Genomic DNA, 15,948 nt, shown 5'->3' with positions numbered 1-15,948 from the left:
TAGAAGAAATGCGCATTGCCTGTCCTTTCTGCGGTGAACGCGAACTCGGCGAGTTCACCTATCTCGGCGACGCCAAGCCGGTGCGGCCCGAGGCCGGCGCCTCGGAAGACGAGGTCTTCGACTATGTCTATCTGCGCGACAATGTCGCCGGCGCGACCAGCGAATATTGGTACCATGGCGGTGGTTGCCGGGCTTGGCTGAAGGTCACCCGCAACACGCTGACGCACGAGATTTCCTCCATCGAACCGGCGGCTGGTGCCGGCGCTGCGAAGGTTGGTGCGTGATGGCCGGCGCGCAGACACACCGGCTCGGCAATGGCGGGCTTGTCGACCGCTCGGCACCGCTGAACTTCCGTTTCGACGGCAAGGCTTTCTCCGGCTTCCAGGGCGACACGCTCGCCTCGGCGCTGATCGCCAACGGCGTCAAGCTGGTCGGCCGCTCATTCAAATACCATCGCCCGCGCGGCATCCTGACTGCGGGCTCGGAAGAACCCAATGCGCTGGTCGAGCTGCGCACCGGCGCACGGCGCGAGCCGAACACCAAGGCGACGACGGCCGAACTCTATGACGGGCTCGAGGCCGCCAGTCAGAACCGTTGGCCGTCGCTGCGCCACGACGTGATGTCGGTCAACCAACTGTTCGCGCCGATCTTCGTTGCCGGCTTCTACTACAAGACATTCATGTGGCCGGCGAAGTTCTGGGAAGCTATCTATGAGCCGGCGATCCGCCGCGCCGCAGGCCTTGGCCGTGCCGCCGGCATCGCCGATCCCGACCATTACGACAAGGCATGGGCGCATTGCGACGTGCTGATCGCCGGCTCCGGCCCGGCTGGCCTGGCCGCGGCATTGGCAGCCGGCCGCTCTGGCGCCCGCGTCATCCTGTGCGAAGAGGATTTTGTCCTCGGCGGCCGTCTGCTGTCGGATGGCGGAATGATCGACGGCGAACCCGCGGCCGAGTGGATTTCGCGGACGCTGGCTGAACTGGCTGGTATGCCCGACGTCCGCGTCATGACCCGCACGACGCTGTTCGGCGTCTACGATGGCGGCACCTATGGCGCCATTGAGCGGGTCAACGACCATTTGCCCTCGCCGCCCGAGCACCAGGTGCGCCAGCGCCTGTGGCGGATCGTGGCGAAGCGCTGCGTCGTGGCAGCCGGCGCCATCGAACGGCCGATCGTCTTTGCCGGCAACGACACGCCCGGCGTGATGATGGCCTCCGCCATGCGCACCTATGTCGCGCGCTACGCCGCCACACCGGCAAAACGGATCGCGCTATTCACCAACAATGAGGATGGCTGGCGCACAGTCGAAGCGGCCCTCGGTGCCGGCCTGCAGATCGCGGCGGTCATCGATGCACGGCCCGAAATATCGCCGGCGCATCGTTCGCTGGCCTCGAAGGGCGGCTTCCCCGTGCTGCACGGAGCCGTCAGCAGCGTCGATGGCGGTAAGGACGGCGTCAGGAAAGTCGCGGTAGCGCTGACTGGCGGCGCGCGCGCGGAAGTCGAAGCCGACGGGCTTGCCGTCTCCGGCGGCTGGAATCCGGCGGTCGGGCTGACCTCCTACCATCGCGGACGGCCGAAATGGCGCGACGATATTGCTGCTTTCGTACCGGACGGCGCGCCGCCCGGTATGGTCGCAGCGGGCGCCGCCAATGGCGACTTTGGCCTCGGCGCCTGCCTGAGCCAGGGATTTGCCGCTGGCGCGGCAGCGGCGCGTGACACGGGGCACAATGGTACGGCGGGCGCCGCGCCTGCCGCCGATGACGAGGCTTTTTCGCTGACGCCGCTCTGGCATGTCGCGGGCAAGGGAAAAGCCTTTGTCGATTACCAGCACGATGTCACCGCTTCCGACATCGAACTGGCGCAGCGCGAAGGTTTTGAATCGGTCGAGCACCTGAAGCGCTACACGACGCTCGGCATGGCGACCGACCAGGGCAAGACCTCGAATGTCGCCGGCCTCGCCATCATGGCTGCGGTCAGCGGCCGTTCGATCCCCGAGACCGGGACAACGATCTACCGGCCGCCTTACGTGCCCGTCGCCATCGGCGCCTTCGCCGGCCATCACCGCGACGAGACTTTCCATGCGACGCGGCTGACGCCGTCGCATCACTGGGCCGTGGAACAAGGTGCTGTCTTCGTCGACACCGGCCTGTGGAAGCGGGCGCAGTGGTACCCCCGCGCGGGCGAGAAGGACTGGCTGGAATCGGTGACGCGCGAGGTCAAGGCGGTGCGCTCAGGCGTCGGATTCTGCGATGTCTCGACGCTCGGCAAGATCGACGTGCACGGTCCGGATGCCGGCGCCTTCCTCGACCGCGTCTACATCAACACCTTCTCCAGTCTTGCAGTGGGCAAGGCGCGCTACGGTCTGATGCTGCGCGAGGACGGCATCGTCTATGACGACGGCACCACGTCGCGGCTGGCCGAAGACCACTATTTTCTCACCACCACCACGGCCAAGGCCGGTCTGGTGATGCAGCATCTCGAATTCTGCCGCCAGGTGCTGTTCCCGGAGCTCGACGTGCAGCTCACTTCCGTCTCCGACCAGTGGGCGCAGTTCTCGATCGCCGGACCGAGCGCGCGGGAGTTGCTGAAACAGATCGTTGATGAGTCCGAGGACCTTTCCAACGAAGGCTTTCCGTTCATGGGCGTGCGCGAAGTGACATTGCGCGGCGGCCTCAAGGCGCGGCTGTTCCGCATCTCGTTCTCCGGCGAAATGGCCTTCGAGATCTCGGTACCGGCACGCTTCGGCGATGCGATGGCGCGCAATCTGATGCTGGCCGGCGCGCCATTCGGCGTGACGCCTTACGGCACCGAGGCGCTCGGCGTCATGCGCGTCGAAAAGGGCCACATCGCCGGACCGGAACTGAGCGGCACGACGACAGCGGCCGATCTTGGTCTGGGCAAGATGATGTCGACCAAGAAAGACTATATCGGCCGCGTCATGGCCGGACGCGAGGCGCTGGTAGCCCCGGATCGCCAGGTCGTCGTCGGCATCAAGCCGACGGACGAGACACGCCGGCTGCGCTCCGGCGCACACATCATCCCGAAGGGGCAGACGCCCGGCCCCGGCAACGACCAGGGCTATGTCACCTCGGTCTGCTTCTCGCCGACGTTGAATCAGTGGATCGGGCTCGCGCTTGTCGAACGCGGCCGCGAACGCATCGGCGAGATCGTGCACGCGCATGATCCATTGCGCGGCGAAGACTATGACGTCGAACTCTGCAATCCCGTCTTCTACGACCCGGATGGAGGGCGCCAGCGTGGTTGAGTTTTCCTGGGTTTCTCGCAGCCCACTCGAGCATGCGCTTGTCACCGGTACAGATGGCGCACGCGGTATCGAGGCCGGCATTTCGCTGACCGAGATCCGCAATTTTGATCTGATCCAGGTGATGGCGCGGCGCGGCCAGGCGGCCGAGCTGGGACAAGCCGCCAAGGCTCGGTTTGGTGTTGCTGTCCCTGATGCGCCGAAGGCGGTGCGGACTTCGGACGCAACGCTGATCTGGTCGGGACCGGACCAGTTCTTCGTGCTGTCGAAGGGCGGCAAGCACACGATGCAGACGCTGGAGCCCGCATTGTCCGGCTCGCTGTCGGACCAGTCGCATGCGCGGGTTCTGGTCAGCATCTCCGGCGCCAAGGCGCGGACAATGCTGGCGAAACTGTCGTCGATCGATTTGCATCCCGATTCGTTTCCGGTTGGCGCCGCCGCCGCGACGTCGATGGATCACACCAGCGTCACGCTCTGGCGCGACAGTGATCGGACGGATGGGCAGGCGGTGTTCAACGTTCTGATGTTTGCGACGTTTGCCGAGAGCCTTTGGCATACGATGCTGGATTCGGGCGCGGAGTACGGCGTCGACATCAACCATACAGAGAGACCGGCTTAGCCTTGGCTAGTCTTCCCTTCTCCCACAACAAGGGGAGAAGGCAAAGCGCGCCACCTCCGCCTTGCCAAACCCAACCGCACTGCTATTCTCGCTGCTAAAATAATTTCACGCACAGGCAAACTTGTTTCTCGAACCGCAAGGCTGAGATGAGCCAGTCGCCCTACCCCGCAATTGCTGCCGGACCGCCCAAGCCTAGCCTCATCCTGAGGCCCGGCCAGATCGCGCTGCCGCCGGGCATGGAGCGTTATACGATCCAGGGCAACGGCGCGGTGCTGATCGACATCGAGGCCGGCGACGCGATCACCGTGCGCAATGTCGAAGGCGGCCAGGCCTGCGAACTTCTGGCCTGGGACAGGACCGGCGCGACCGATCCCGGCATTTTTGGTGAAGCATCGAACAGCAACGCTGCCGGCATCAAAGCGCTGCTCATAGAGGGCGACGACAGTCTCGCATCCCTGCGGAGCGGACTCGCCCGCCGGCAGGTGCAGCTTGACCACGCCAAGGCCGTGCGGGTGTTCGGCGTCACGACACCGGCCGGCACCGAGCAGGCTTTCACCGTCGCACGCGATGGTGCGGTGCTGATTGCCGCCCCCGGCGGGCCGATGCTGGTCGATGGTCATGACACGGCGACACCGCTGACCGTCTTCGTTCGCCGCGCCACGATCCGCCCGGCGGCGAAATCGGTATTGGCTGATCCGCTTGCCGACCCGGTGCTCGATTTGCGCGTCCATTCGGCGACCGCGGAGGCCTATTTCGTTAGGGCTGGCGACTATCTGCAGATCATCGATGTCGACGGGCGCCAATGCACCGATTTCCAGTGCTTTTCGGCGCGCAAGCTGGACAGGGGACTGGATCATCCGCTCGACGTGACGACGACGCGCACGCTCATGGGTGCGAGCTACCCGATGCCCGGCCTGCATTCCAAATACTATGACCAGGACATGGAGCCGCTGGTCGAGGTGGTGCAGGACACATGCGGCCGGCACGACGCCTTCGCGCTCGCCTGCGCCGCCAAATATTACGACGACATCGGCTATCCCGGACACACCAACTGTTCGGAGAATTTCAACGGCGCTCTGGCCGGCAAGGGCGTCAATCCCCGCGCGGGCTGGATGGCGATCAACTTCTTCTTCAACACGGCGATCGACGCGCATGGCGTCATGGTGTCCGACGAGCCGTGGTCGCGGGCGGGCGACTATGTGCTGCTCAGGGCGCTCACCGACATCGTTTGCGTTTCCTCCGCCTGCCCCGACGACACGACGCCGGCCAATGGCTGGAACCCGACCGACATCCATGTGCGGACCTATTCCGGCCAGCACAAATTCTCGCGAGCGATCGCCAGACGCATGACGCCCGATTCGGAACCGAAAATGACCCGCGAGACCGCTTTTCATTCGAGCTTTGCCAAGCACACCCGCAACTTTCAGGAGTACAAGGGCTATTGGCTCGCCAATTCCTTCGCCAAGGACGGGCCGATCGCCGAATACTGGGCCTGCCGCCAAGACGCGGTGATCATGGACCTGTCGCCGCTGCGCAAGTTCGAGGTCACCGGCCCGGATTCCGAAGCGCTGCTGCAATACACGCTGACCCGCGACGTCAAGAAGCTCGGCGTTGGCCAGGTGGTCTATTCGGCCATGTGCTACGAGCATGGCGGCATGATTGATGACGGCACCCTGCTGCGGCTGGGCAAGGACAATTTCCGCTGGGTCGGCGGCGACGATCTGTCTGGCGAGTGGCTGCGCGAGACGGCGACAAAACTCGGCCTCAATGTCCTTGTGCGTTCCTCCACCGACCAGATGCACAATGTCGCCGTGCAGGGACCGAAGAGCCGCGACATCCTCAGGGAGGTGATCTGGACCTCGCCGCTGCAGCCGTCGATCGACGAACTCGATTGGTTCCGCTTCGCCGTCGCCCGCATTGGTGGCGGCAACGGCATTCCGGTCGTCGTCTCGCGCACCGGCTATACCGGCGAGCTCGGCTACGAGATCTGGTGCCATCCGCGCGACGCCGAAAAGGTCTTCGACGCCATCTGGGAAGCCGGCCAGCCGCACGGGCTGAAGCCGATGGGACTGCAGGCGCTGGACATGGTGCGCATCGAGGCCGGGTTGATCTTCGCCGGATACGAATTTTCCGACCAGACCGATCCGTTCGAGGCCGGCATCGGCTTCACTGTGCCGCTGAAGAGCAAGACCGACGATTTCGTCGGCCGCGAGGCGCTGATCCGCCGCAAGGAGCACCCGCAGACGAAGCTGGTCGGTCTCGACATCGACGCCAATGTCGACGTCGGCCATGGCGATTGCGTGCATGTCGGCCGTGCCCAGATCGGCGTGGTCACGTCAGGCATGCGCTCGCCGGTGCTGAACAAGACCATCGCGCTGGCCAGGCTCGATGTCACCCATTCGGCTGTCGGTACCGAGGTCGAGATCGGCAAGCTCGACGGCCATGCCAAGCGGCTGCCGGCGCGAGTCGTCGCCTTCGCCCACTACGATCCGCAAAAGACCAAACCGCGTTCCTGACGGCCCTTCCCTCCCAAGACAGTGAGGCCGTGCTGCAGTTCGTGATAGGAATTTTTTCTTGACCTGCTGAGGGCAGCTATGCTACATATTCGTCCATGGTGCTGATTTGCGCCGCGACCCGCCTCCGGCGGGTTTTTCGCTTCCTGACCCTTGGTCCTTTTCCGAACAATCCCACCGCGGCAGTGTGAAGCCGACATGTTTCGCAAGCGTGATGTGCACGGCGCGACAAATCGCTTGACCTGAAAGCGCGCCGGATCAATCTTCACTGTTAAGAAAAAAATGCGACTGAGTGGAAACACCGACAGCCGCCCAAAGCATGCGTCGATGATGAAGCCTCGCGAAGTCGCGGCCGTCACGAACGGGGAACATCAAAATGGGGAACAAAGACATATGAGCACGATAACGACTGTCCTGGAGCCGCTTGCCGAAGGCAAGTTGCACCGAAATATCGACTGGCGCGGCGCCTTCTGGGTGGCGAGCGGCGTGCCGGCCCTGGTCCTGTTCTCGATCGGCGGCATTGCCGGCACGACCGGCACGCTGGCCTTCGCGATCTGGATCTTCTCCATGATCATGGGCTTCCTGCAATCCTTCACCTATGCCGAAATCGCCGGCCTGTTTCCGAACAAGTCGGGCGGCGCGTCGATCTACGGCGCCACCGCCTGGCTGCGCTATTCCAAGTTCATCGCGCCGCTGTCTGTCTGGTGCAACTGGTTCGCCTGGTCGCCGGTGCTGTCGCTCGGCTGCTCGATCGCCGCCGCCTACATCCTCAACGCGCTGGCGCCAGTGCCGCTGTTCACCGAAACCTCACCCGATGTCGTCGCCTATATCGCCGCGCATGCCGGGACGAGTGCCGCCGACGCCATCACAGCGGTGACCGCGGCGGCGACGCCGGCAATCCGCAACTGGACGCTTTACAGCCACACGCTGGGACCGGTCTCGTTCACCTTCAACGCGACCTTCTTCATCGGCGCAGTGCTGATGCTGATCATCTTTGCGATCCAGCATCGCGGCATTCTCGGCACCGCCAATGTGCAGAAATATATCGGCCTCTTGGTCATCGTCCCGATGCTGATCGTCGGCGTGGTGCCGATCGTCACCGGCCAGATCAACTGGGCGAATTTTTCGCCGCTGGTGCCGCTGGCCGCAGCCTACGCGCCCGAGCCCGGTGCCTGGAACATCGCCGGCTGGACGCTGGTGCTTGGTGGTATGTTCATCGCCGCCTGGTCGACCTACGGCTTCGAGACCGCCGTCTGCTACACATCCGAGTTCAAGAACCCCGGCACCGACACGTTCAAGGCGATTTTCTATTCCGGCCTTCTGTGCATGCTGCTGTTCATCCTGGTGCCGTTCACCTTCCAGGGCGTGCTTGGCCTCAACGGTATGCTGGCGACGCCGATCGTCGACGGCTCCGGGGTCGCCGACGCGCTGGCCGGCATGGTCGGCGGCGGCGCGCTAGTCCACAGCCTGTTGGTGATGCTGATGATCCTGGCGCTGGTGCTGTGCATCATGACGGCCATGGCCGGCTCTTCGCGTACGCTCTACCAGGGCTCGGTCGACGGCTGGCTGCCGCGCTATCTCAGCCATGTCAACGAACATGGTGCGCCGACACGGGCAATGTGGACCGATCTCGTCTTCAACCTGATCGTGCTGGCCATCGCCTCGGCCGACGCGACGAGCTTCTTCTTCATCCTCGCCGTGTCGAATTGCGGTTACATCATCTTCAACTTCCTCAACCTCAACGCCGGCTGGATCCACCGCATCGACAACGGCCATATCGCACGGCCCTGGAAGGCGCCGAGCTGGCTGCTCGGGATCGGGGCGATCTTCGCCTATGTCAACGCGATCTTCATGGGCGCCGGTGCCAAGGTATGGAACCCGATGGCGCTGTGGGCCGGCCTGATCACGGCAGCGCTGATCATCCCGGTGTTCTGCTTCCGACACTACATTCAGGACAAGGGCAAGTTCCCCGACCACATGCTGGCCGATCTCGGCATGACGGGGGCCGACCTCTCGGTCAAAAAGGCGGGCATGCTGCCCTATCTGACGCTGGTCGCCGGCGTGGTGGTGATGCTGCTCGCCAACTGGTTCTTCGTCATCTGACCTCATAAAAAGGAAAAGGATCGGGCGCGCTTCGGCGCGCCCGATCCTTTTCGACTGGCGTGATCGATCTATTCGGCGGCCAGCGCCAGTTGCGGCTTTTCGGCTTCCTGGCTCAGTTCCAGATCGTCCGTCCGTCCCTCCGCCCCGCGCTTTTTCGGCTCCCGGCCGAAGAACAGGGCGTAACCGGCCGGCAGGACCAGGATGGTCAGCACCGTGGCAACCAGGATGCCGCCCATCATGGCGTAGGCGAGCGGACCCCAGAAGACGCCGCGCGAGATCGGGATCAGCGCCAGCACCGCCGTCAGCGCCGTCAGCGTGATCGGCCGGAAACGGCGAACGGCCGAACCGATGATGGCCTCGTAGCGGTCCATGCCCGCGGCGATGTCCTGGTCGATCTGGTCGACCAGGATGATCGAGTTGCGCATGATGATGCCGAGCAGCGCGATGACGCCGAGAATGGCGACGAAGCCGAACGGCGCACCGCTGATCAGGAGTGCCGCGGCAGCACCGATAATGCCAAGCGGACCGGTCGCCAGCACCAGCATCGCCTTGCCGAAGTTCTGCAGCTGGATCATCAAAAGCACGACAATGACGGCCAGCATGATCGGTGCCTTGGCGGCGATCGAAGCCTGGCTTTCCGCCGAATCCTCCGCACCGCCCTGGATTTCGATCTTGTAACCGGGCGCCAGACCCGCACGCAGGTCCTTCATGTCGTTGTACATCTTGGTGACGACGTCGTTGGACTGCACGCCGTCGGGCAAGGTGGCGCGCACGCTGATGGTCGGCAGGCGGTCGCGGCGCCATTCGATGCCTTGCTCCAGCACCGGCACCACCTTGGCCACCTGCGACAGCGGCACGAAACCGCCGAAGTCGGTCGGGATATAGACCGAGTCGACCGAGGACAGCAGGCTGCGGCTGGCATTCGGCTCGCGGGCGACGATGGACACCGTCTCCTCGCCGTCGCGGAAGTCGTCGAGCGGCGCGCCGGACATCGTCGCCTGCAGCATCTGGCGGATGCGCTGCGAGGTAACGCCGAGTGCGCGGGCACGATCCTGGTCGATGACCAGCTTCATCGCCGGAACCGGCTCCAGCCAGTCATCATGCACGGCGCCAAGCAGCGGATCTTCACGGAACTTCGCCTTCACCTGGTCGGCGATGCGGCGCACCTCCTGGCGATCCGGCCCCATGACGCGCATCTGCACCGGCCAGCCGGTCGGCGGACCGAGGAACAGACGATCGACCTTGGCACGGATGGACGGGAAGTCTTGCGCCAGAACGGTGCGCAACTTGACGATCAGACGCTCGCGAGCCGGTTCGTCATTGGCCATGACGAGCAACTGGGCAAAGTTGGGGTTGCTCAGCTGCTGGTCGAGCGGCAGGAAGAAGCGCGGCGCGCCCTCGCCGATATAGGTGGCGATGAAACGCTTGTCCTTGTCGTCCATCATCTTGGTCTCGAGCGCCTTGGCCTGCGCCTCGACTTCCTTGATGCTGGTGCCTTCCGGCAGCCAAAGGTCGACGAGGATTTCCGGCCGCGACGATTGCGGGAAGAAGTTCTGCGGAATGAACTGGAAAGCCCACAGGCTGGTGCCGAAGGTGACCAGCGTCATCACCAGGACGATGATGCGATGGCGCACGGCCCAGCTGACGGTGGCACGAAGCCGGCGGTAGAAACGCGTGTCGAAGACATCGTGATGGCTGCCGGCATGCTTGCGCTGCTTGAGGATCATGTTGCCGAGCCATGGCGTGAAATAGACCGCGACGAACCAGGAGACGATCAGCGCGATGCCGACGACATAGAACAGCGTGCGGACATATTCGCCGGCGGTCGAGGCCGCGAAGCCGACCGGAATAAAGCCGGCCGTGGTGATCAGCGTGCCGGTCAGCATCGGGAAGGCGGTCGAGGAATAGGCGAAGCTCGCCGCCTCGACCTTGACCATTCCCTCCTCCAGCTTGCGCTCCATCATCTCGACGACGATCATCGCGTCGTCGACCAGAAGACCGAGCGCGATGATCAGCGCGCCGAGCGAGATGCGCTGCAGGTCGATGCCGAGCTCGTACATGATGGCGAAGGTCGCGGCCAGCACCAGCGGGATGGCGATGGCGATGACCAGGCCGGAACGCCAACCGATCGACAGGAACGAGACCACGAGCACGATCAGCAACGCTTCGCCAAGCGCATGCATGAACTCCGCCACCGCATCGGTGACGACGCCCGGCTGGTCGGAGATCTGGTCGACCGCAACGCCGTAGGGCAGCGCCTCTTCGAAGCGCTTGTAGGTGGCCTCGACATCCTTGCCGACATCGGTAACCTTGAAGCCCTTGGCCATGACGACGCCCAACTGCACGCTGTCGTGACCGTTGAAGCGGTACTTTCGCTGGAACGGATCCTGCAACCCCGAACTCACCGTGGCGATGTCGCCCAGCCTCGTGACCTGACCGCCGGCGCGCAGGCGCAGGTTCCTGATATCCTCGACCTTGCCGACATCGCCCTCGACGGAAATGCGCACCGAGTTGGTGCCTGTATCGACGGAGCCGGCCGGGTCGACATTGTTCTGTCCCTTGATCGCATTCTGCAGATCGGTCAGCGTCAGGCCCCGTTCGGCCAGGGCCTTGGACGAGACGTCGATATAGAGCTTTTCAGGCTGGTCGCCGATGATAACGGCTTTTTCGACGCCGGGCGTCGTCAAAAGCATGTCGCGCGCCTGGATGGCGAACTTCTTCAGCTCGGGATAGCTGAAGCCATCGCCGCTGATCGAATGCAGGGTGATGAAGGTGTCGCCGAATTCGTCGTTGAAATAGGGGCCGAGCAGACCTTGCGGCAAGTCACCGGCAATGTCACTGACCTTCTTGCGCACCTGGTAGAAGGCGTCGGTCACCTCGGCGGTGTTGGTGTCGCCCTTGATCTGCACGGTGATGATGGCGCTGCCGGCGCGGGTAAACGAACGCACGAAATCGAGATGCGGCGTTTCCTGCAGCTTGCGTTCGATCTTGTTGACGACCTGATCTTCCATCTCCTGGATCGAGGAGCCCGGCCAGATCGCCTGGACGACCATGACCCGGAAGGTGAAATCGGGATCTTCCTTCTGGCCCATGCGCATCAGGCCGAGCGCGCCGGAAATGATGATCAGGCCGAACAGGAACCGCGCAATGGCGGGATGGCCGATTGCCCAGCGCGACAGGTTGAAGGGCCGCTTCTCTTCCGTGGAATTGGTCATCGACGCTGGTCCATCTATCTAGCGCAACAAAATCGAGGGTTCGTAGTGGCTTCCGGGCGGCAAGGCTCTCCCAGCGGAGAAGCACTCATCGCGGTGGGACGCGAAATCGATGTGGGGGTTACATCAATCGAGCGTCTCGGTCGGGCGCCTGCCGCCCGGAAACCAGCGGCTGCGGGAACGCGCAGCCGGTTGTCTGTCGTCAGCGCACCTGCTTGGCGTCGCCGTCCGCCGCGGATGCCGATTGCAGCGCCGTATCACCGGCGAGCTTCACCTTGAGGTTCTCGGTCATGAATTGCGTGCCGGCGGCGACCACGACATCGCCGGGTTTCAAACCCTCCGCGACACGCACGCCATCGGCGGCGAACTCGGCAACCTTGATCGGACGAGCATGAACGGTGTCGGCGCCACGATCGACGGTCCAGACGATCGATTGGGTGCCTTGCTCGGCCAGTGCGCTCAGGGGGATCGAGACCAGCTGCCGCTCATTGGCCGCCGTGGCTTCGATGCTGGCGGTCATGCCGAGCAGCACACGCGGATCGTTGGGCAGGCTGACGCGGACGGCAAAGGTGCGTGATTGCGGATCGGCGCTGCCGGCGACTTCGCGGACCTTGCCGTCGAGCGCCAGCGCATCGTCCGACCAGAAGCCCGCCTTGACCGCCTTGCCCGGCTTGAATTCGGCGATTTCCATTTCGGGGACGGCGATCAGCACTTCCTTTTCGCCGTCGACAGCGACAGTGACAACCGGCGTGCCGGAACCGACCACCTGGCCAACGTCGGCGCTGACCGTGGTGACGATGCCATCCCTGTCGGCCTTGAGGTCGGTATAACCGACCTGGTTCTTCGCCTGAGCCAGTGTCGAAAGGGCGGAATCACGGGTGGCGACCGCTTGGTCATAGGTCAAGGTCGCCTGTTCGAGCTGTGATTTCGGGGCAAAATTCTTGGCAAAAAGCTGCTCGGCACGCTTGCGGGCGAGTTCCACGGTCTCGACCTGCCGCTCGGCGGCATCGAGCGCTGCCTGCGCGCTCTTGACCGAAAGGTCGTAGTCAATGGGATCGATGCGGGCGAGCACATCGCCCGAGGCCACATGCTGGCCGATATCGACGAGGCGCTCGGTGATCTTGCCATTGACGCGGAATGCCAGAGCGCTCTCGGTGCGGGCCCTCACCGACCCGGAATAGGAGAGCGTGCGGGTGTCATGTACCTTCGCGATCTCGACAACCTTGACCGGGCGGATGATATCCTTGACTTCGGCTTTTTCCTGGCTGCAGCCGGCAAGCCCGAGGGTGGCGGTGACAAGCAGCACCGGGCCTACAGCGGGCAACCTGCCGATGATTGAACTGAACGAAGACACGCGCGTACTCCCGAAATGGAGATGAATCGTTGAAACCGGCGCCCGACGGGCGGAGGCTACTTCAAGGCCTTGATTGCATAGTCGACGAGGTCGTCAGGCATTGCCCGGTTGGTCTTGGCAAGGCATTGCGCCACCATCTGCGGGTGACACAGGATGACGGTCGCGGCGCCGAAACAGCGAGACGCGATAACCGGATCCTGTTTTCTGAACTCACCGGCCTCGATCCCGTCACGAATGATTTCCGCGAACAGGTCGTGAATGCTGTCGACATGCTTGTCGATCACACCCCAATCCCGTTCGAGGGCGACGATGACCATCTCGTGGACCTTCTGGTCGTCGAGCATGACCTCCATCGTCATCTTGTATTGCGCATGCACGTAGCGCCGGAGCCGCTCCTCGGCGCTGATCGGCAGGCGCGAAATCTCGTAGGCCATCTTGTAGCTGGCGCCGAGCATCCGGCCGCAGACGGCCTGGTGGATTTCGACCTTGGAGGCGAAGAAACGGTAGATGTTGGCCGGCGACATGCCGAGCTCACGCGCAATGTCGGCGACATTGGTCTTGCCGTAGCCATAGTGCCGGAACAGGCGCTCGGCGCAATCGAGAATGCGCGTTACATTTTCCTGTCGGGCGGCTTCGGCGACTATGGTGGCGGCTTCGGACATGATCCTCTATCGATTTACGAGTGACGAATTTTGATTTTCATCACTCGTAAATCGAAAAGAAGGACCTGTCAATGCGGATTCGGTATACACGTACGAATGATGACAGATGGTGACAGTGAGAAGGTGGAATCGACGATCGCTGTTAGCGGCTGGCCCTGATGAATTCGTCATCCTAGGGCGAAGCAAGGAGCGAAGCGACGCGGCGCAGACCCTAGGATCCATGCCGCGGCGTTGGTCAAAGAGTGCGACGGATCAACAGGTTACACCGGTCAGCGAGCTGTAGCCTGCAGCCGCCATTCTCGACTGTCGGAGCTCGGCCGCAAGGTGACGGCATGGATCCCTTGGGCTGCGGAGCAGCTCCCGGGTTTCCGCGACGTCGCTCGCGACTGCTACACCCTAGGATGACGAAGCCCGCGACAAATTGTCGAGGCGAAGCATGGGTGGCGATGCAGCTAAGCCCCCTTGGCCATCTCGCGTAGCCGGAATTTCTGGATCTTGCCGGTCGAGGTTTTCGGGATTTCGGCGAAGATGACCGCCTTCGGCACTTTGAACCGGGCAAGCAGCGCGCGGCAGTGATCGATGATCTCGGCTTCGGTCGCGACCTTGCCGGGTTTCAGCTCGACATAGGCAACAGGCACTTCGCCCCATTTGTCGTCGGGCCTGGCGACGACGCCGCAAGAGGCAACCGACGGGTGCTTGTAGAGCGCGTCCTCGACCTCGATAGAGGAAATGTTCTCGCCACCGGAGATGATGATGTCCTTGGAGCGGTCCTTGAGCTGGATGTAGCCATCGGGGTGCATGACGCCGAGATCGCCGGAATGGAACCAGCCGCCGGCGAAGGCTTCGTCGCTCGCCTTGCGGTTTTTCAGGTAGCCCTTCATGACGATGTTGCCGCGGAACATGACCTCGCCGATTGTCTCGCCGTCGGCCGGTGTCGTCCGCATCGTCTCGGGGTCCATGACCGTCAGGCCTTCGAGCGCTGCATAGCGCACGCCCTGCCGCGCCTTCCTGGCGCTGCGCTCGCCCTTTTCGAGATCATCCCAGGCGCCGTGCCATTCGTTGACGACCGCCGGGCCATAGGTCTCGGTCAGGCCGTAGAGATGGGTGACGGCAAAGCCGGCATCCGCCATCCCCGACAGCACGGCTTCCGGCGGGGGTGCTGCAGCCGTGTTGAAAGTGACCGTCTGCGGAAATGCGCGCTTGTCCTCGTCCCTGGCATTGATCAGCACCGACATGACGACCGGCGCGCCGCACAGATGGGTGACGCCCTGATCGGCGATCGCATCGTAGATCGGCTTCGGCCGCACCCAGCGCAGACAGACATGGGTGCCGGCCTGGACGGCGAGCGTCCAGGGAAAGCACCAGCCATTGCAGTGGAACATCGGCAGCGTCCACAAATAGACCGCGTGCTTGGCCATGCCGGCATGGATGGTGTTGGTGTAGGCCATCAGGGCCGCACCGCGATGGTGGTAGACGACGCCCTTCGGATTGCCCGTCGTTCCGGACGTGTAGTTGAGCGAAATCGCATCCCACTCGTCGTCGGGCATCGACCAGGCGAAGTCCGCGTCGCCGCCTGCGACAAATGCCTCATAGTCCAGTGAGCCTACCCGCTCGCCCTTTGGGTACGGCGCGTCGGCGGCGTATTCGGGATCGTCATAGTCGATGACCAGCGGCTTGACCCTGGCCAGTTCCAGGGCCTGCTTGACGACGCCGGAGAATTCGCGGTCGACGATCAGCACCTTGGTCTCGGCATGATCGAGTTGGAAGGCGATGACCGCCGCATCGAGGCGGGTGTTGAGCGAATGCAGCACCGCCTTGGTCATCGGCACGCCGAAATGCGCCTCCAGCATCGGCGGCGTGTTTGACAGCATGACGGTGACGGTGTCGCCCTTGCCGATGCCGCGCTTCTGAAGGGCCGAGGCAAGCTTCAGCGACCGCTGCCAGAAAGTGCGATAGTCGATGCGCTGGCGGCCATGGATGATGGCGATATGGTCGGGATAGGTCTTGGCCGCGCGCTCCAGATAGGTGAGCGGCGTCAGCGGCTGATGGTTGGCGGCGTTCTTGTCGAGATCCTGGTCGTAAGGATTGCCCATCCCATGCTCCCCGCGATTTTCTTTCAGACGTTCTAATCACAGGCTTGGGCCGCGTCACCACAAACGATGCCACGACAGAGCGCATTCGGCACAATGATGAACCAGATTCGGCGCAAGCGGGAGCATCGCA

Annotated in this window: 9 protein-coding genes; 5 read left to right on the top strand and 4 right to left on the bottom strand. The window is 63.4% G+C overall.

Annotated features, from left to right (window positions below):
• Positions 1-8: 8 nt before the first annotated feature.
• The 5 genes from A4R29_RS07495 to A4R29_RS07475 all read left to right on the top strand — a co-directional run bounded on the left by A4R29_RS07495 (position 9) and on the right by A4R29_RS07475 (position 8,497).
• Positions 9-284, top strand: a complete 276-nt coding sequence (locus A4R29_RS07495) for a sarcosine oxidase subunit delta (RefSeq protein WP_024502588.1) — start codon at positions 9-11, stop codon at positions 282-284.
• On the top strand, positions 284-3,265 hold the full coding sequence (locus A4R29_RS07490) for a sarcosine oxidase subunit alpha (RefSeq protein ID WP_063171617.1): 2,982 nt from the start codon (positions 284-286) through the stop codon (positions 3,263-3,265). Before A4R29_RS07495 ends, A4R29_RS07490 begins: the two co-directional genes overlap by 1 nt.
• Positions 3,258-3,881 carry a sarcosine oxidase subunit gamma gene (locus A4R29_RS07485; protein WP_063173614.1) on the top strand — a complete coding sequence of 208 codons (624 nt, stop codon included), beginning with the start codon at positions 3,258-3,260 and terminating at the stop codon, positions 3,879-3,881. Before A4R29_RS07490 ends, A4R29_RS07485 begins: the two co-directional genes overlap by 8 nt.
• A 146-nt stretch (positions 3,882-4,027) precedes the next feature.
• Positions 4,028-6,397 (top strand): trimethylamine N-oxide demethylase, encoded by a 2,370-nt coding sequence (locus A4R29_RS07480; protein WP_063171616.1) that lies wholly within the window; start codon positions 4,028-4,030, stop codon positions 6,395-6,397.
• A gap of 390 nt (positions 6,398-6,787) precedes the next feature.
• Positions 6,788-8,497, top strand: a complete 1,710-nt coding sequence (locus tag A4R29_RS07475) for a trimethylamine N-oxide permease (protein ID WP_024502584.1) — start codon at positions 6,788-6,790, stop codon at positions 8,495-8,497.
• Positions 8,498-8,565: 68 nt separating this feature from the next.
• Here A4R29_RS07475 and A4R29_RS07470 read toward each other — a convergent pair whose 3' ends face one another.
• From A4R29_RS07470 to A4R29_RS07455, 4 genes are all read right to left on the bottom strand, one after another.
• Positions 8,566-11,712 carry an efflux RND transporter permease subunit gene (locus tag A4R29_RS07470; protein ID WP_063171615.1) on the bottom strand — a complete coding sequence of 1,049 codons (3,147 nt, stop codon included), beginning with the start codon at positions 11,710-11,712 and terminating at the stop codon, positions 8,566-8,568.
• A 199-nt stretch (positions 11,713-11,911) separates the two neighbouring features.
• Complete coding sequence (locus A4R29_RS07465; RefSeq protein WP_013532914.1) at positions 11,912-13,063, bottom strand: efflux RND transporter periplasmic adaptor subunit; 1,152 nt, start codon at positions 13,061-13,063, stop codon at positions 11,912-11,914.
• A gap of 56 nt (positions 13,064-13,119) precedes the next feature.
• Positions 13,120-13,725: a TetR/AcrR family transcriptional regulator gene (locus tag A4R29_RS07460; RefSeq protein WP_013532915.1), complete on the bottom strand. Its 606-nt coding sequence runs from the start codon at positions 13,723-13,725 to the stop codon at positions 13,120-13,122.
• A gap of 452 nt (positions 13,726-14,177) precedes the next feature.
• Positions 14,178-15,818 (bottom strand): acyl-CoA synthetase, encoded by a 1,641-nt coding sequence (locus tag A4R29_RS07455; RefSeq protein ID WP_063171614.1) that lies wholly within the window; start codon positions 15,816-15,818, stop codon positions 14,178-14,180.
• Positions 15,819-15,948: the final 130 nt, after the last annotated feature.

Origin of the sequence: Mesorhizobium ciceri biovar biserrulae, assembly GCF_001618845.1 — a bacterium.
Lineage (GTDB): Bacteria > Pseudomonadota > Alphaproteobacteria > Rhizobiales > Rhizobiaceae > Mesorhizobium > Mesorhizobium ciceri.
This window is presented reverse-complemented; position numbering and strand designations above follow the sequence as displayed.